The organism is Vagococcus sp. WN80Y (assembly GCF_059621045.1).
In genome coordinates this window covers 1-18,852 of the sequence record NZ_JCAQHY010000112.1, presented here as the reverse complement: position 1 = coordinate 18,852, position 18,852 = coordinate 1, and the positions used below count along the sequence as shown (strand labels likewise).

The following is an 18,852-nucleotide window of genomic DNA, read 5'->3' as shown; positions in this document are numbered from 1 at the left end:
ACTTCTAAGCAACTAAAGTTGCAAGCCATCATTCTTTGGGCTTTAGCCCTTAGAAATGAGGGACATCGAAGAGAGTTAAGGTATCGAAGTTTACGTAGTGCTCGGAGCAAAACGACTTTTGTCACAGCTCCTTTTATAATTAAATAGAGCGAGTATTATTGATAGATAGCTTTAATTGGATCCATCCGAGCAGCATTGAAGGCTGGGATTACTCCGAAAATTAAGCCAATAGCAATTGAAACACCAGCTGAAACAAGAGTCATCTTCAAGCTGAGAATCGCTTCAATTCCAGCAACCATTGATACCAGTTGGGCAATTCCCCATCCGAGTAAAATACCAAGAACACCACCAAGTAGCGTGATAAAAGCGGCTTCTAGCAAAAATTGCACCATAATATTTAGAGGCTTAGCCCCAATTGCACGGCGAATCCCTATTTCTCTTTTTCGCTCAGAAACGGAGACATACATAATGTTCATTACCCCAATACCACCAACAAGTAGTGAGATTGCTGTGATAAAGAGAAGTCCGACAATGACTTGTTGAATCATACTTTCAATTTGTTGGCGAATTGATTCACTTGTACGATCCTCTTCAAAAGCACCATCAAGTTCAGGATGGTATTCTTTTAATCGGTCGTTAGCTTCTCCAATTACCGCATTACGATCAGTATCAGCGCCAATTTTTAGTTTAATGGCGTTAATAGGTTTACCTTTGGCCAATTGATTGTAAGCTTTTTTAGGTACAACATTATAAAAAACAGAATTATCAGTAATCATTTCGTCGCTAGCAATTTCTTTTTTGACGCCAACTACAACAAATTTTTCGCCATCCACATCAATTGCGCGACCTAAGATGTCTTTAGGTTTTGTGATACCCAACGCATATTTTAGGACATCGAATGTTAAAATAATGACATTTTTGTCTGCATCATCCGCTGTAAAGTCGCGACCATAGGCTATCGTGTTAGGGCCACTACTTGGAGTGACTTCTCCATTAGATCCTGCATCGAAATAAGAAATTGTTGGGGAGATGGTTTCAACAGAGCCAAACCCATATCCGTAATCAGCAAAAATCGCTTCGATATTATCTAATTCACGCAATCGTTTTAGGTCATTTCGACTAAAAGCAAAGCTATCATATTGATTCATTGTTTCTGCTTCTTCGTTTTCGACGTTTTCTTTGTAGACTAAGCGAACAACGTTAGAATTAGTGGAATCCAGCATCTTGAGACTACTTTCTTTCATTCCTTCACCAATAGCTGACACCGTCACAACTGCAGCAATTCCAATAATAATACCAACCATCGTTAGGAAAACCCTAAGCTTATGTGCGCGTAAGCTTAAAAAGGTGCTTAGTAGTAAATTTTTAACCATGCTTGTAGGCCTCCTCTTCAAAGAATAGACCATCTTTCATATAAATGACTCGTGAGGCGTATTTTGTCATATCGTCATCATGGGTAACCATGACAATGGTTTTTCCTTCTTTATTTAATTCAGTTAAGATGGCCATAATATCCGCACTCGTTTCACTATCAAGTGCCCCAGTCGGTTCATCTGCCATAATCAAAAGAGGTTCATTGACTAATGCTCGAGCAATCGCAACCCGTTGTTGTTGCCCACCTGAAAGTTCAGTGGTTTTAGATTTTTCTTTGGTGTCTAAGCCAACCATATCTAAATACTTTTTAGCAATTTCTTGTCGTTCGCGATCTTTTCTTTTCCCTTCATAAACCATTGGTAGTTCAACATTTTGTCTGACATTAAGAGATTGAATAAGAAAGAATTGCTGGAAAATAAAGCCCAGATATTTATTTCGTAAATCTGATTTTTGATTCTCTGTCAGTTTTGATACATCCTGATCGTCAAAATAATACTCACCATCGGAAATGGTATCAAGGAAACCGAAGATGTTCATCAACGTTGTTTTACCACTACCTGATTTTCCCATAATCATTAAGAACTCACCGCGTTCAATGGTCAAATCTAAATTTTTTAAGACATGAAGCTGATCCTTACCAACAGGGTAGTATTTGTTAATATTTTTCATAACGATTAGCGGGGATGTTTGTTCAGTTGATTCACTCATCTCACTCATGACTACTCCATCCCTTCAACTGGTTGTTGTTCAGCGCCTTCTTCGGCCTGTAACACGTCTCCATCTTTTAATTTTTTACTAGAGCTGACAATAATACGGTCCATGGCTTCTAGACCACTTGACACTTCAACTTCGTCACCCGTTGCTTCTTTTGGTGTAACTACCGTAATATTTTTCTTTAAGACTGTTCCAAAATCGTCTACTAGGACGTAAGCTTGTTCTTTATCATACTGTACGGCCTTTTTAGGAATCATCATTTTTTTATCATTTAAATTAATCGCTGCCTGAACGTGAAAGCCATTTTTTATTCCTTCAGCAGATTCTATAGAAAGTTTTACTGTGTAGTTGCTCAAACTACTGCTGCTTCCATTACCACCGGCATCAGTAGTAGATGCGACATTAGGAACTTCGGAAATATAAGTAATTTTGCCTTTCATGTTTTTCTTATTTGAAATAGTCTGAATGTCAGCAGGTTGTTCTACTTTAATTTTTTCGACATCTTTTTCATTAACAGTGCCTACGACGTAATAATCTTCAGACGTTAAATTAAGAATAGCGCTATCACGGTTTTTATCCTGTGGAACAGAAACTTTTCCTTTAAAAGGAGCAGTCACCTTGTTAACCTGACGTTCTAAGACATCATTTAATTGCTGCTCCATTTGAGCTAAGCGGACATCAAAACCGTTTATATCGTATTTTAGAGCGATACTTTCGCGATTAGCTGCCGTATCACCACCCGTTGTTTCGCCTTCGCCGCCTTCAGCTGGTTGGGTAGAGCCTTCTTTTAATTGCTGTAATTCCAATTCCATTTGTCTAGCAGCTTTGTATCGATCAGCTTGTGTGCTTTGAATATTGGCTTCAATATCAGCAATTTCTTTATCACTATTTGGGTCAATATATTGATAAAGCAGGGTACCTTCTTCGACTAAGGCACCGTTCTCAACTTGTAGATCACCAAGTTTACCAAGAGTCGTATCTTTGACAAACTCTTGAGATCGAACGGGTGTGACAGAGCCGTTAATAAAGACCTGTTCAGCTCCTTCAAGATTAAAATACTCAATTTCTGGTTCGGCCGAGGCTTTTTTAGGATCGTTTCCTTTAGGCGAAAACAGCATATAGCCACCAATTAATAGTACAGCTGCTCCCGCAACCCCAACAATAATTTTAGTTCTCTTTTTCACATGTCTTCCTCTTTTCCGATAAACTAGTTACTTTTCCATTATATTACGTTTTTATGACAATTAGTACAGGACTTAAGACCTAGATTTAAATTTTTAATGGCGTCGTGAAGGAGATAAACAGTTATCTGTTATTCTTTTTGACAAACTACTAGTAGATATTTTGGTTACGGTTCCATTTTTTTACAATGCTTAAAGACTGTCTGATTGGCAGTCTTTAAGCACGTAAAGAGTCGTCAATCTAAATCCACATTAGCAACCTAAACTTTTCTACGACGAGCAAAATCAACAAACTTAAACTTATCAAGTCGGTGACGGGATTCAGTGACTTCAAAGGCACGAGTATCTTCAAGGGAAACAACACTGCGAACAACGATAACATGAGTATCATCGGGATTTAAATCCATATACTTTTTATCCTCATCGGTGATTTCTTCAGCAGTAATTTCTTTTTGAGCGTAGCCGATGGTTAGTCCCAGTTCATTTTCAAAATAATCGTAGATAGATACAGCAGCTCGGTCAACGGGCAACTCAGGAATGATTTCAGTAAGGAGATAGTCTTTATCTAAGATAACAATCTCTCCCGCAATTCGCCGCTGTCGTAGTAAACGCCAGATGTCAGCCCCTTGTTTCCAATTAGTTAATTGAGCAAGATGAGGGGTGACCTGATCTTGTTCAAGCTCTGCTACGATGGTTTCGCTAGCAATCCGCTGAGAGTCTTGTAATTCTTTATAGCTTGTTAAGCCAGAAATAGGGAAGTCAAACCGCTCAAAGTTCAAAACAATTGAGCCTTTTCCTTGTTGTTTTTGAATATAACCAGAATTAATTAATAAGCCTAAGGCTTTGCGGATTGTTTCACGAGAAACACCGTAAATTTCCATTAATTGTTTTTCACTAGGAAGCAAGGTACCGGAAGGGTAGTCTTTATTAATGATTTTTTCTTCTAAGTCTATAAATATGTCATGAAATTTATTCATTTAAAACCCTCCTTAAATAGGTGAATGCACGAGTCCATTAACATGAAGCTAGTAGTTGATATTGGAGACCTGTGATTCTTACCATTCCTCATCATATCACACATTTGAGGAAGTACCAAGTCCCTTTTAGTAACAGTTAATAGCCTATTAATATAACGGAATTAAGGAAAAAACAGAGGCTGAGATATACGTCCTAGCCTCTGTTACTTATCCAAATAAAATCAGAATTGTTAGGTAATCTTTTAGTCTGTGACACCGATTCGTTCGCCACTTGTTACAGGACCCGTTTTAGTTAAACTAAATGAATGACTGTCATCTAGATTAGTTAACACAACAATTATATCTGTTCCTTTACCAAGTGAAATTACTTTCTCAATATCCATCTTAGCAATAGGAGTTCCGGCTGAGACTGTTTGGTTGTCGCTGACTAAAATCTCGAAAGGTTCACCTTTAAGTTCCACCGTGTCGAGACCCATATGAACTAGTACTTCCAAGCCATTGTCCATTAATAGACCAATCGCGTGTTTAGTTGGGAAGATTGATGTTACTTTACCAGAAATAGGTGAAACAATCTCATTGCTAGAAGGTTGAATAGCGAAACCGTCACCCAACATTTTTTGTGAGAAAACTTGATCCTTGACGTCTGTGATCGCTACTAATTGACCATTAGTTGGCGCGTATAAATCAAAATCAGCTGTAAGTGATGTGTTAGTAGGAATAATTGTGTCAACAGATGCTTCTGAAATACTGCCATCAGCGCCAGCTAATACTGGTTCTTCACCAACACGATCAATTTTATTTAAAATATTTTTATTTCTGAATAAAATTGTCAAGAAGAAAGGCACCACAATTGCAATAATCATTGCGATAAAGAAGGGAAGATAACCGATTTTAATTGATAAAATTCCCGGTAAACCACCGACACCAATACTTGCGGCACGTACGCCCATCAGTGTAGAGAAAAGACCTGCTAGACTTGAGCCGATCATGCCAGCTACGAATGGGTAGAGGTATTTCAAATTAATCCCGAACATCGCAGGCTCAGTGACGCCTAAATAACATGAAATAGCGGCTGGAATTGACACTTGCTCTTCTTTTTCATTGCCGCGATGTAAGAAAACAATGGCTAAAACCGCTGAACCTTGAGCGATATTTGACAAGGCGATCATTGGCCATAAGTTAGTACTTCCAAAGTCGGCAACTAATTGTAAATCGATGGCATTTGTCATATGATGCAGTCCCGTAATAACTAGTGGCGCATAGAAGAAGCCAAATGCAGCGGCAAACAACCAATTGAACGCACTAGCTAAGCCAGTATTAACGATAGTTGAGATGAAGCTACCGATTTTCCAACCAATAGGCCCCAATACAGTGTGGGCTAAAAGAACCGTTGGAACTAGAGCGAAAAGTGGAACAAAAATCATGGAAATAGCTTGCGGGATATGTTTTCGGAAAAAGAGTTCCAAATAACAAAGCAAGAAGCCAGCTAGCATTGCTGGAATAACTTGGGCTTGATAGCCAATCATATTGACTTGTGCAAAGCCAAAGTCCCAAAAAGGAATATCAGCGGGAGCCGTTGTTGCTACTGAATAAGCATTTAATAATTGCGGAGAAACCAAGGTAATCCCTAAAACAATTCCTAAAATTTGAGTCGTGCCCATTTTTTTAGCAATACTCCAAGTAATACCCACTGGTAGGAATTGGAAGATTGCCTCACCGATTAACCATAAAAAGCTATTTGTCCCAGCCCAAAATTGAGAGACTTCAACAATTGTTTGCCCATTTAAAAAACCAAACTGAATGCCTTCTAAAATGTTACGGAAGCCTAATATTAGCCCGCCGACAACTAATGCTGGAATAAGTGGTGAGAAGATTTCGGCAAAAACACCGATAATTCGTTGCAAGGTTGTTTGGTTTTGTTTAGCATTTTGCTTAGCGGCATCTTTAGAAACCCCTTCTACACCAGAGACTTTGACGAATTCGTTGTAAAAAGTTTGGACATCGTTGCCGATAATCACTTGAAATTGTCCTGCTTGAGTAAACATTCCTTTTACAACTGGAATATCCTCGATTGCTTTTTCATCTGCTTTTGCTGGATCGTTTAACACGAAACGCATACGAGTCGCACAATGGCTAACAGCGGCGATGTTTTCTTTGCCACCAATGTCCTTTAGTAACTGTGCAGCATCATTTTTGTAATCTGCCATAAATAATTCCTCCTTTTTTTTGTAAGGGATGTTTCCAATTAGGCGTTAATCCTAACCAAGATGAGAAACCTCCTTTTTTAACAAACAACAATCATGTATAGACAAGTCCTTGTATATACATGATACTTCCTTTTGGCAAATCATGCAAGCGTTTTATCTCGATAGTTATATTTTCTTGAAAAGTTAAAATAATAGTTTCTTATTATATATCGGAGAAAATAGGTGTATCAAAAAAATAATGAATTGAAAAATAGATAATTTAATTTGCAATATAGTTGCGGATTGTTTATACTGAAACCAACCAAACATGTATATACAAGAATCTTGAATAAATTAATTTTAAATAAGAGGAGATCTGAGATGACTTACATTGCGATGACATTTCAACCAACTATTCAATTGCGTCTGATGACAGTCGCAGGTGAACAAATTGAAAAGGTTGAGCTAGAGTTAACTGCCGATAAATGGGAGCAAGATTTATCTCATTTAACAGAAAAGGTGATGGAGCTAGGGTGGGAATTTATTGGAATGACGCTCGATGTATCGGAAAACACTCTGACGGATTTCGAAAAAGCAGCCATCCAGTCATTTTCTGAAAGTTTAAACTGCCCAATTGTTTTTGCTGAACAGTTATCTGAAGCAAAGGATGTAGCAGCTTTTTTTAATCAAGCTGCGATAGAACAAACATGGAACCTTAATTATTACGGCTATACACCTGGTAAGAGTGAGTACTCAGTTGAGTCTTTACTGACTACTGGAAATGGCTTTATCGGCTTACGTGGGACATTGGCAGAGATGGAGATTTCTGACGATCATTACCCAGCAACCTATTTGGCAGGGCTATATAATGGTGCGACTTCGATTATTGAAGGAAGACCAGTGGTCAATGAGGATTTTGTTAATAGTCCTAATCTTCAATATCTGTCAATCAAGATTGAAGACGGCCCTGTTCTAGAGATTAATACTACGACGATGAGCTCATTGCATCGTCAGTTAGATTTGCGGACAGGCCTGTTTACTGCAGAGGCTCTTGTTACGAGTCAAGGCTATCAATTTAAGCTGGTGACTAAACGTCTGGTTAATATGGCGGATGAGCATCATTATTCAATTCACTATGATATCACGCCTTTGAATTTTAGTGGAAAGCTTCAAGTGATTGCTAAAAGTGATGCCGCGGTGATTAACTATAATACTGAGCGCTATCGCAGCTTGACAAGCGAGCATCTAGATATTACGCATCTAAGTGCAGATGGGGCAACAACTACTGTTGGAGTGGCAACTAAACAATCAACTATTCACGTGGTACAGCATTCTGAATTATTTGGTGAGTTAATCAAAAAAGGGGTAGTCAATGAGGTTTCTGAGACGGCTATTACACAACGAATTTTATTAGATGTTCAAGAAGGCCAAACCTATTCTGTTGAAAAAGGTGTTTCAATCGCTTATTTTTTCCCAGAGGAAGCAGAAGCTGGGAAAAGCTATCTAGATTCACCAATTAAGCCAAAAACGTTTGAAATGAATCAGGCAGAGAGTACTCAAGCATGGAACGAGCTTTGGCAAAAGGCTGAGATTAGTCTTAGTGGCGATTGGATGTCGCAAAAGCTAATTCATCTTCATACGTATCATTTATTAGTGTCGGGTTCGCCGATTGCCAATCGAGAGCTAGATGTATCAATCACCGCTCGTGGCTTACATGGAGAGGCCTATAGAGGCCATATTTTCTGGGATGAAATCTTCATTCTACCTTTCTATCAACTTCATTTTCCAGAAATGGCGAAACAATTATTGATGTATCGCTATAATCGTTTAGAAGCGGCTAAAGAAAATGCTAGAGAAGCGGGATTTTCTGGTGCGATGTATCCTTGGCAATCTGGTTTAGATGGAACGGAACAAACTCAAGAAGTCCACTTAAATCCTCTAAATGGTCAATGGGGGGAAGATTACAGTCGCTTACAACGCCACGTATCTTTAGCGATTGCTTATAATGTCTGGAATTATTGGCATAATACAGGTGACCATGACTTTATCAGCCATTATGGAGCTGAGATGCTTTTGGAAATTGCTGAATTCTGGCGAAGTAAAGCTATTTGGGATGATCGTTTGCAACGCTATTCGATTCCACAGGTTATGGGACCAGATGAATTTCATGAAGCTTATCCAGACAGCGATGAAGGCGGTCTGACTGATAATGCTTATACTAATATGATGGTTGTCTGGCTATTTGAAGAGATTGCCACTTTAATGACGGCATTATCGTCTACAGAAGTGACAACACTGCAAGCTAAAACCAATGTAACTGCTGAAAAAATTAGTGAGATGCAAAAAATTCGCCAACAGCTACATTTAGAGATTAATCAAGAGGGAATCATTGCTCAATATGCCGGTTATTTTGAATTGAAAGAAATTGATTGGGATTATTATCGGGAAAAATATGGCAATATTTACCGGATGGACCGGATTTTGAAAGCAGATGGTAAATCGGCCGATGATTATAAGGTAGCGAAACAAGCAGATACGTTGATGACTTTTTATAATTTATCGAAAGAAAAAGTCGATGAAATTATGACTGATCTAGAGTATCAACTGCCAAGTGATTATTTAGAAAAAAATCTGGATTACTACTTACAACGTACTTCCCATGGCTCGACATTATCACGTATTGTTCATGCTCAATTAGCAGAAATGGTAGGTAAACGCGAATTATCATGGCAGCTATATCAAGAGGCGCTGCGTTCAGATTATCAAGATATTCAAGGTGGAACGACTGCTGAGGGGATTCATACAGGTGTAATGGCAGCTACTTTGATGGTTACTTTACAAACTTATGGCGGAGTCGATAACCGAGGAGAATTATTAAGCTTTAATCCTGATTTACCTGATAAGTGGCAGCAACTTGGATTTAGTTTAACTCGTTTTGGTATAGATTATCAGGTTGAAGTAACTCCAACGACCCTTGTAATTGAAGCCAGTGAAGCCTGCTCTGTGATGGTTGGTGGACAACGTCATGATTTAGAAAAAGGACAGGTAACGACAATTAGCTATCAAAGAGAGGGAAACTAAATGAAAAAAGGATTTATTTTTGATTTGGATGGTGTGATCACGGATACAGCAAAATATCACTACTTAGCTTGGAAAGAGCTGGCTAGCGAATTAGGGATAGAAATTGATGAGGCTTTTAACGAAACGCTAAAAGGAATCGACCGTATGACCTCATTGGAGCGGATTTTAGCATTTGGTGGTAAAGGAAATGATTACACAGAGGCAGAAAAAGAAACCCTGGCTGTTAAAAAAAATAAGGCGTATGTCGAATTATTAGCGGATTTATCGCCAAGAGACTTGCTGCCAGGAATCGCTGATTTTTTAGCTGAAGCGAAGGCACTGAGCATTCCATGTGCGATTGCCTCAGCTTCAAAAAATGCGCCAATGATTTTAGAGAAGCTTGGTGTGGCAGCAAATTTTGACGCGATTGTTGATCCAGCTAGCCTAACCAAAGGCAAGCCAGATCCAGAAATCTTTTTAAAGGCGGCGCAGGCAATCAATGTTGAGCCATCTGAGGCTGTTGGTTTTGAAGATGCTCAAGCTGGAGTTGACGCTTTAAATGCTGCTGGTATTATGGCAGTTGGGATTATCAGTGAAAGTCAATTGACGGGAACAACAGTATCGGTGACTGATTTACGTGAAACTTCTGTAGCAGAGCTACTCGCTTATTAGGTAAAGTATAAAAAATTAATTTTAACCACTTGGTAATAATCAGAGCATTATCTGATTATATTACCAAGTGGTTATTTAGATTAGCCTTAATTTGCAAAATAAAAAGTCAAAATTATTTGAATTGACTTCAGAATCTTTACACAATCTTAACACCTCACGCTAGTATCTTAACACTATCTTTATTACAAAATTGGTAAGATGAGCTTATCTTAAAGTAAAGGGGTGTTCCATCATGGCGTTAGTTATTTGTATCGCGGGTTTGATGGCAGTCGGGGTGTTTGTTTATTTAGTATATAGTTTGTTTTGGGGGGATCAGTTATGAGTAATCTTATCATCAATCAGCTATTATTTTTATTGCTGCTACTTGCTTTTGGTATTCCTCTTGGGTTTTATATGTATAAAGTGATGACGGGAAAGCATGTCTGGTTGAGTGCTATTCTATCGCCAATTGAAAATATGAGCTACCGTTTACTAGGGAAACAAGGTAAGGAAGAAATGACAGCTAAAAAATACACGGTCGCTGTTATGTCTTTTTCTTTTGTGAGTCTGCTTACTGTTCTTTTTTTTATGTTACTACAGGGCTACTTACCTGGAAATCCTGATGATGTTAAAGGGACGAGTCTGAGTTTAGCTGTCAATACCGCTATTAGTTTTGTGACTAATACAAACTGGCAAGCTTACGCAGGAGAAACGAGCTTGTCACCGCTCACTCAAATGTTGGCATTGACTGTTCAAAATTTTGTTTCGGCTGGTGTTGGGATTGCGGTTTTATTTGCTTTATTAAGAGGGTTTGTTGCGCGAAATAGCCTGACCTTAGGTAATTTTTGGCAAGATTTAACACGGGCTGTCGTTTATGTTTTGCTACCATTATCAACCATCGTTGCCTTACTGTTAATCTCTCAGGGAGTTGTCCAAACCTTTGGCGCTTCAGTTGTTAGTTATGGTCTGGAAACAGGAGAAAAAGCTGTGATCCCGCTTGGTGCAGCGGCGAGTCAAATTGCGATTAAGCAATTAGGGACGAATGGCGGCGGTTATTTTGGAGGTAACTCAGCCTTTCCGTTAGAAAATCCCACTGTTTTTTCTAATCTTGTTGAAAATTTAGCCATTTTAATTATTCCTGTCGCGTTAATTGTGTCCTTTGGTTTATTTGTTAAGGAAATGAAGCAAGGAAAAACTATTTTTATTGTGTCACTTATTTTACTTGTGATGGCGCTTGTTGGTATCACAATGAGTGAATATTATACTGGACCTCATTTTGCAAATGTGATTAGTGGTGGCAACCTGGAAGGGAAAGAAGTGAGATTTGGAATTGGTTGGTCAAGCTTATGGGCGGTTAGCACAACCGCTGCGTCTAATGGTTCAGTCAATGGCATGATGGATAGTTTGACACCTTTAGGTGGTATGATTCCGATGTTTCTGATGCAATTAGGGGAGATTGTTTTTGGTGGAGCTGGTAGTGGGCTTTACGGCATGATTGCTTTTGTACTATTGACCGTTTTTATTGCAGGCCTATTGGTTGGGAGAACGCCTGAATATTTAGGAAAGAAAATTGAGCCTTTTGATATGAAAATGGTGTGTTTGGTGATTTTAACTCCGCCTATTTTAGCATTAGTTGGAAGCATGACGTTTACGTTATATCCAGACTCAGCTATGTGGTTGGGAAATAAAGGCGCACATGGTTTTTCAGAAGTAATGTATAATTTTTCTTCTTTAGCAAATAATAATGGGAGTGCCTTTGCAGGGATGACAACTGATACAACATTTTTAAATTATTTAGGTGGCGTTATTATGTTGGTGGTTCGTTTTATTCCGATGAGTGCTATTCTATTTTTGGCTGAAAATTTAGGGAAGAAAAAAATGGTGGCTGTTAGTGAGGGAACATTATCAACCACTAGTGGTACTTTTATTGGCATGCTTTTAGGAGTCATTTTACTAATTGGTGCGTTAAGCTTTTTACCTGCAATGGGACTAGGCCCAATTGCTGAATTTTTCATGACTTGTTAGGTAAGTAGGACGCAAAATTTGAGAAGATAGAGGATGTAAAAAATGAAAGAATTAGAATCAAAAAAAGCAATGATAAAGGACGCGTTGAAACAATCATTAGTAAAATGTCTTCCGCAGATTCAATTAAAAAATCCAGTTATGTTTGTCGTTTATTTAGGGGCTATCTTAACGACAGGATTATTTCTTTTATCCCTTATAGGAATTCAAGATCAATCAACGGGTTTTACTTTTGCTATTGCAGTGATATTATGGTTGACCATTCTTTTTGCCAATTTTGCAGAAGCAATCGCTGAAGGGCGTGGTAGAGCTCAGGCAGATAGTTTAAAAAGTGCTAGAAAAGAAGTCATTGCCAAAAAAGTTAAATCAGTTAAAGAGCTTGAGACTGTCATAGAAGTAAGTTCTTCTGATTTGAAAAAAGGAGATCTGGTTTATGTTGTAGCTGGTGAGCAGATTCCAATGGATGGTGACGTTGTAGACGGCGCAGCTTCTGTTGATGAGAGTGCTATCACAGGAGAATCTGCTCCAGTGATTAGAGAGTCTGGCGGTGATAGAAGTGCTGTGACTGGTGGGACGACGGTCGTTTCTGACTCTTTAGTGATCCAAGTTACAGCAGAGAGTGGTGAAAGTTTTTTAGATAAAATGATTGCCATGGTAGAAGGCTCTGCTCGTAAGAAAACGCCAAATGAAATTTCGCTACAAATTCTATTGATTACCTTGACGCTCATTTTTTTAGTTGTATCAGCCACACTTTTACCTTTTACTCGGTATTCTAGTCAGCTATCAGGCAGTGGAACGGCATTATCATTAACGGTGGTTATTGCTTTACTAGTGTGCTTAGCGCCAACAACGATTGGGGCTTTATTATCTTCAATTGGAATTGCAGGGATGAGCCGTTTGAATAAAGCTAACGTCTTGGCTATGAGTGGGCGTGCAATTGAGGCAGCTGGTGATGTCGATATTTTAATGTTAGATAAGACAGGAACCATCACTTTAGGCAATCGAAGAGCTAGTGAATTTTTACCTGTATCTGGAGTTGATGAAGTGGTCTTGGCTGACGCGGCACAACTTTCTTCATTAGCGGATGAAACAGCGGAAGGTCGCAGTATTGTGGTACTTGCCAAAGAACGATTTGATATTCGCGGACGTAATTTTTCTGATTTAAAAGCTACCTTTATTGAATTTTCTGCTAAAACAAGAATGAGTGGAATTGACTATCAAGAAAATGAAATTCGCAAGGGTGCTGCTGATACAGTGAAGAAGTTTGTTACTAAGGCTGGTGGTACCTATCCGGTTGAGTGTGATGAAATTGTTGCAAAAGTGGCCGGTTTGGGTGGCACACCGCTAGTAGTGGTTAAAAATAAACAAGTTTTAGGTGTTATCTATTTGAAAGATATTGTGAAGAATGGGGTCAAGGAACGTTTTGAAGACATGCGAGCCATGGGTATTAAAACAATCATGATTACAGGTGATAATCCTATGACAGCTGCTGCGATTGCTGCTGAAGCAGGAGTCGACGATTTTTTAGCAGAAGCGACACCAGAAGCTAAACTAGAATTAATTCGTCAGTATCAAGAAGAAGGTCATTTAGTAGCGATGACAGGAGATGGTACTAATGATGCTCCAGCTTTGGCTCAAGCTGATGTGGCCGTGGCTATGAATACTGGGACACAAGCAGCGAAAGAAGCTGGTAATATGATTGATTTGGATTCAAGTCCAACTAAACTTATTGATATCGTCAGGATAGGAAAGCAGCTTTTAATGACAAGGGGAGCTTTGACAACGTTTAGTATTGCCAATGATGTTGCAAAATACTTTGCGATTATCCCTGTCTTATTTTATGCCATTTATCCACAATTAGCGACCTTAAATCTGATGAGATTAAGTAGTCCCACTAGTGCGATCCTATCAGCAATTATTTACAATGCACTAATTATTGTGGCATTAATTCCTCTGTCCTTAAAAGGGGTTAGTTATAAAGAGATGCCAGCCAGCCAAATTTTACGGCATAATTTAATGATTTATGGTATAGGCGGATTAGTTGCTCCGTTTATTGCGATTAAGTTAATAGATATGGTGTTGACAGCTTTTGGTGTGGGCTAAGACATAAAGAAGGAGAGACGTAAAATGAAGTCGTTTATCAAAGAAAATATGCAACCTGCTTGTCGGTTATTGGCGTTAATGACGCTAGTTTGTGGATTAGGCTATACGCTTTTAGTGACAGGAATTGGTCAAGTAATGTTTAATCAACAGGCCAATGGAAGTCTTGTGACAGTTTCTGTTGCAGATGGCAGTAAGAAAACGGTTGGTTCCTATTTATTAGGTCAACGATTTTCTGACCCTCATTATTTGATTGGGCGTCCAGTAGGTACTGCAAGTCAGTTATCGCCAGTTAGTGTGGAGCAGCGAGAATTAGTTGACAGGCGGGTGGCTTTTTTTAAAGCAATTGATCCCACGAATCAAGCAGAAATACCGATGGATTTAGTGACACAGTCTGGAAGTGGCGTAGATCCTGATATTTCATTACAAGCAGCCTTTTATCAAGTTGGTAGAATTGCTAGAGAAAGAGCTCTCTCTGAAAAAGAGGTTGAGAAAGTGATTCATAACCATACAACGGGTCAAATTTTTGGTACAATTGGAGAGCCACGAGTAAATGTGCTAGGTGTGAATGTTGCTTTAGATGAATTAAAGTAGAGCGGAAAGTGTGGGGGAAACATGAGAGAAGAGCTAGAGCGACCAGATCCTGATCAACTGTTGCGTCAAGTGATTCAGTTGGAGACAACAGGAACAGGTAAATTGAAAGTTTTCTTTGGCTATGCCGCGGGAGTTGGTAAAACTTATGCTATGTTAAAAGCAGCAAAAAAACAACTTGCGGCGGGCAAGGATGTTATTTTAGGTTACATTGAACCCCATGTTCGCCCAGATACGTTAGCATTGATTGCTGGTTTTGAAAGTATTCCGACAAAAAAGTTACCTTACAAGAATATGATACTTGAAGAGTTTGATTTAGATGCGGCATTAACATTAGCCCCAGATATCATTCTAGTGGATGAATTGGCACATACTAATGTCTTGGGTTCTAGGAATAAGAAACGTTACCAAGACATAGAAGAATTACTGCGTGCTGGAATTGATGTTTATACGACTGTTAATGTGCAACATTTAGAAAGCTTAACCGATATTATTGAGGAAATTGCTCATATTCGCGTACAAGAGACTGTGCCAGATAGTTTTATGAGTCACGCTGAAATTAAGCTAATTGATATTGAGCCAGAAGAACTATTGAGTCGTTTAAAAGAGGGGAAAATTTATCGACCGGAACGTGCTAGAAAAGCGATGAATCACTTTTTTACCAAAGATAATTTGAAATTATTAAGAGAAATCGCGATTCGTAAAGCAGCGGATCATATTAGTCGGGACAATCGGATTGAAGAAGGCTATCAGGAAAAGCGCGCCCATGTACGATTATTGACCTGCCTTTATAATTTGGATTATCAAGGGGCTGAAAAGTGTGTTCGGTGGACAGCTCGATTAGCTGATGCTCTTCACGGCGAATGGGTAGTTTTATCTGTTGAAAAAAGTGACGATGAGCTTTCAGAAGAAGAGCAGGTTAGGTTAAAAGAAACGATGAATTTAGCCGAACGTTTAGGAGCCGAAGTTGTAACCTTAGTGGGAGACCATCCAATTGAGGTTATCGCCCAGTATGCTAAATTGACAAGTGTAACTGACATCATCTTAGGAAAATACCGACGTCAGCGATTTGGATTATTTAAATGGTTGAAAAGAGACAGTGAAGATGAGTTGATGAAACGCTTAAAGCATGTTGAATTACATCTGACTCTTTTAGCAGAAAAAGACCCTTATCGACCAAAAAAAATTTTTTCGATAAAGCGTTGGTTACCACAAAAAATATCACTTATGGATGTATTAAAAACAGCTGGTTTGTTAATAGCGGCAACGCTTTTATCAGAAGTGGTCACCTACTTGGGGATTGGGGATCAAAATGTTATTATTGTTTACTTGTTGTTTGTGGTAATGATTTCTAGAGTCACGACAGGCTATTTATACGGCATTATTGGCTCAGGAATCAGTGTTATTCTATTCAATTGGTTTTTCGTCGAACCATTGAATTCATTGACTGTTTATAAACCAGGTTATCCAATTACGTTGCTAATTATGTTGATCAGTGCACTTTTTACTAGTAATATGATGATTCGCTTGAAAAATCAAGCACGAGATTCTATTGAAAAAGAACATCAAATGGAAGTTCTTTACGACTTAAATAAAAGCCTGTTATCGACTCGTGACTTAACAAAAATAGTTCAAGTAACAAATGACTATCTTGTCCAAGCTGTTGAGCGAAGTGTGATTTTTTATACAGAGAAGCCTCATGAAAAGCAAATTTTAAACATTTTACCACATAAAAATAGAGCTGCATCACAGGTGTTGGCTTCTGAGGATGAACAAGCTGTTGCCAATTGGGTATTCAACAATCATAAAATAGCTGGCTTTGGAACAGATACCTTGATGGGAGCAAAAGCTATTTATTTCCCGGTGATCTCGCAAGGAAAGGTTTTAGCGGTGATTGGGATTCTGATTGATAAAAAACAGCCATTAACATATGAAGAACAAAACTTTCTCAAAATGTTAGCCTCTCAGCTTTCTTTAGCTTTAGAGAGACAACGGTTAGCCACAGAACAGCAGCAGATAATGGTGGAAAATGAAAAAGAAAAGATGCGAGGGAATTTACTTCGAGCGATTTCTCATGATTTACGTACGCCACTTACGGGAATTTTAGGTGCTAGCTCGGTATTATTGGAAGAAGATCAGATATTACCAATGGATTTGAAGAAAAGCCTTCTTACTGATATGAAGGAAGATGCTGAATGGTTGATTCGAATGGTTGAAAATTTGTTATCGGTTACTCGAATTGATGAGGGAACGATGTCTGTTAAGAAAACAGCAGAGGCTGTCGAAGAAGTGGTAGGCGTTGCGGTAGGAAAGATTCGCAAACGGTTTAAAGGACAACCATTAGTAGTAAAGGTACCTGATGAGTTGCTACTGATTCCGATGGATGGTACCTTGATTGAGCAGGTATTAATTAATCTGATAGAAAATGCCATCAAGCATTCTCATTCTGAAGAAGCCGTGACGATTACGGTTAAAAAGAAACCAGATTTTGCTGTTTTTGAAGTGGGGGATGAGGGGGTTGGGATTGCTAAAGAGAGAATTCCAACCTTATTTCAACCCTTGGGAGAATCAGATCAGGATATTCCAGTCGATTCTTCTAGAGGGATGGGGATTGGTTTATCCATCTGTAAAACAATTGTGACAGCACATGGTGGAACTATTGAAGCGGTAAATAAAGCCCAAGGTGGGGCAGTATTTAGATTTTCATTACCACTAAAAGAAGGGGTGGAAATATGACAACAACCATATTGATTATTGAAGATGATATTGCCATTGTGAACTTTATGACAGCAATTTTACAAGGGAATTCCTATAAAGTTTTGCGTGCAGCCAAAGGGACGGAAGGGATTAGTGTGTGTGCGACAGAATCTCCTGATGTGGTTATTTTGGATTTAGGTTTGCCAGATCAAGATGGCATTGAAGTCTTAAAAAATATTAGAAGTTGGTCTGAAGTGCCTATTATTGTGGTTTCTGCCAGAAGTACTGAAGGGGAAAAAGTTTTGGCACTAGATGAAGGAGCAGATGATTACATTACCAAACCGTTTGGGACCTCTGAGTTATTAGCGAGAATTCGAACGGCTCTTAGACATCGAAAGAAAAAAGAAAGTTTACAGGGAGCATTAAAAAATGGGGCGTTTGAAATAGATTTTGATAAACGAGTGGTTCAAATTGAGGGAGAGCAAGTTCATCTAACACCAACTGAATACAAAATTATTCAAATTTTGGCAATGAATAGCGGAAAAGTTTTAACTCATGATTATTTGTCTAAAGAAGTATGGGGGCCTTATTCTTTGGAGAATCAGTCGTTGAGAGTAAACATGTCTAATATTCGGCGTAAAATTGAAAAAAATCCTGCTGAACCAGTTTACATTTTAACTGAGATTGGCGTAGGTTATCGTATGGCTGAAAGCTAAAAGTGGATGAACTAAGGGTCTGTAAAGTGATATTTGGTATTATAAATGGACGGAGATGAGATGGGAACATAAACTCATTTTTTTATGAGAATTGTAAAAATGGCAATGTATTTTTAAGTATGAAGATTCTTGTAAGGTAAAATGACTGTAACTAAGTGGTGAGAAGCTTTTAAACAGTGTTAATGTGACTACAATATCAACCATTGTTTATCGGAATTATTGTGATATTATAACATGGATCAAGTTGTTTTACCACTAGACTTAGAGGTTAAAATTCCAGAAACTGACCTTGTAAAAGCGGTCAATGGATTAGTTGAGTCCATACCTGAAGACATTTTTTATTTAGTTGAAAAGAAAATAGGACGACCAGCCTATCATCCAAAAATGATGATGAAGGTTCTTTTGTATGCCTATACTCAATCTGTATTTTCTGGTAGAAAAATTGAAAGGCTCATGTCAGCTATCGTACAATCAATCGTTTTCGTGTTGTGCCAACTACGGCCGCTCTTCTTGAAGAATGTTTTATTCAATTTCGGTCACAACTAGTCCATTCACAGCTTATCGATAACGAAGCTATTTATAT

General features: G+C 38.5%; 13 protein-coding genes and 1 pseudogene. 9 read left to right on the top strand and 5 right to left on the bottom strand.

What is annotated here, in order from left to right; translation table 11 throughout:
* Window positions 1-155: 155 nt before the first annotated feature.
* The 5 genes from AC5KOD_RS04440 to treP all read right to left on the bottom strand — a co-directional run bounded on the left by AC5KOD_RS04440 (window position 156) and on the right by treP (window position 6,453).
* A complete protein-coding gene (locus AC5KOD_RS04440; protein WP_496913326.1) occupies window positions 156-1,373 on the bottom strand; it encodes an ABC transporter permease in 1,218 nt (405 codons plus the stop codon).
* Window positions 1,366-2,082: an ABC transporter ATP-binding protein gene (locus AC5KOD_RS04435; RefSeq protein WP_496913328.1), complete on the bottom strand. Its 717-nt coding sequence runs from the start codon at window positions 2,080-2,082 to the stop codon at window positions 1,366-1,368. Before AC5KOD_RS04435 ends, AC5KOD_RS04440 begins: the two co-directional genes overlap by 8 nt.
* A gap of 11 nt (window positions 2,083-2,093) precedes the next feature.
* Window positions 2,094-3,272, bottom strand: coding sequence for an efflux RND transporter periplasmic adaptor subunit (locus AC5KOD_RS04430; RefSeq protein ID WP_496913325.1), 1,179 nt, complete (start codon window positions 3,270-3,272; stop codon window positions 2,094-2,096).
* A gap of 257 nt (window positions 3,273-3,529) precedes the next feature.
* Window positions 3,530-4,246, bottom strand: a complete 717-nt coding sequence (gene treR, locus AC5KOD_RS04425) for a trehalose operon repressor (protein WP_496913324.1) — start codon at window positions 4,244-4,246, stop codon at window positions 3,530-3,532.
* A 242-nt stretch (window positions 4,247-4,488) separates the two neighbouring features.
* Window positions 4,489-6,453 carry a PTS system trehalose-specific EIIBC component gene (gene treP, locus AC5KOD_RS04420; RefSeq protein ID WP_496913323.1) on the bottom strand — a complete coding sequence of 655 codons (1,965 nt, stop codon included), beginning with the start codon at window positions 6,451-6,453 and terminating at the stop codon, window positions 4,489-4,491.
* Between the two features lie 360 nt (window positions 6,454-6,813).
* Here treP and AC5KOD_RS04415 point away from each other — a divergent pair, with 360 nt between their 5' ends.
* From AC5KOD_RS04415 to AC5KOD_RS04375, 9 genes and pseudogenes are all read left to right on the top strand, one after another.
* On the top strand, window positions 6,814-9,513 hold the full coding sequence (locus tag AC5KOD_RS04415; RefSeq protein ID WP_496913322.1) for a glycoside hydrolase family 65 protein: 2,700 nt from the start codon (window positions 6,814-6,816) through the stop codon (window positions 9,511-9,513).
* Complete coding sequence (gene pgmB, locus AC5KOD_RS04410) at window positions 9,514-10,164, top strand: beta-phosphoglucomutase (protein WP_496913321.1); 651 nt, start codon at window positions 9,514-9,516, stop codon at window positions 10,162-10,164.
* 232 nt (window positions 10,165-10,396) lie between these two features.
* Window positions 10,397-10,486, top strand: a complete 90-nt coding sequence (locus tag AC5KOD_RS04405) for a potassium-transporting ATPase subunit F (protein ID WP_496913320.1) — start codon at window positions 10,397-10,399, stop codon at window positions 10,484-10,486.
* Window positions 10,483-12,168, top strand: coding sequence for a potassium-transporting ATPase subunit KdpA (kdpA, locus tag AC5KOD_RS04400; protein WP_496913319.1), 1,686 nt, complete (start codon window positions 10,483-10,485; stop codon window positions 12,166-12,168). Before AC5KOD_RS04405 ends, kdpA begins: the two co-directional genes overlap by 4 nt.
* A 69-nt stretch (window positions 12,169-12,237) precedes the next feature.
* The gene (gene kdpB, locus AC5KOD_RS04395; RefSeq protein ID WP_496913327.1) at window positions 12,238-14,268 is read left to right on the top strand and encodes a potassium-transporting ATPase subunit KdpB; all 2,031 of its coding nucleotides are present in this window, start codon (window positions 12,238-12,240) and stop codon (window positions 14,266-14,268) included.
* 24 nt (window positions 14,269-14,292) lie between these two features.
* Window positions 14,293-14,859: a potassium-transporting ATPase subunit C gene (locus tag AC5KOD_RS04390; RefSeq protein WP_496913318.1), complete on the top strand. Its 567-nt coding sequence runs from the start codon at window positions 14,293-14,295 to the stop codon at window positions 14,857-14,859.
* 21 nt (window positions 14,860-14,880) lie between these two features.
* Entirely contained in the window at window positions 14,881-17,592 is a 2,712-nt protein-coding gene (locus AC5KOD_RS04385) for a DUF4118 domain-containing protein (RefSeq protein ID WP_496913317.1), read from the top strand.
* Window positions 17,589-18,269 carry a response regulator gene (locus AC5KOD_RS04380; protein ID WP_496913316.1) on the top strand — a complete coding sequence of 227 codons (681 nt, stop codon included), beginning with the start codon at window positions 17,589-17,591 and terminating at the stop codon, window positions 18,267-18,269. Before AC5KOD_RS04385 ends, AC5KOD_RS04380 begins: the two co-directional genes overlap by 4 nt.
* A 234-nt stretch (window positions 18,270-18,503) precedes the next feature.
* Window positions 18,504-18,852: pseudogene (locus AC5KOD_RS04375) on the top strand (transposase); the annotation flags it as partial.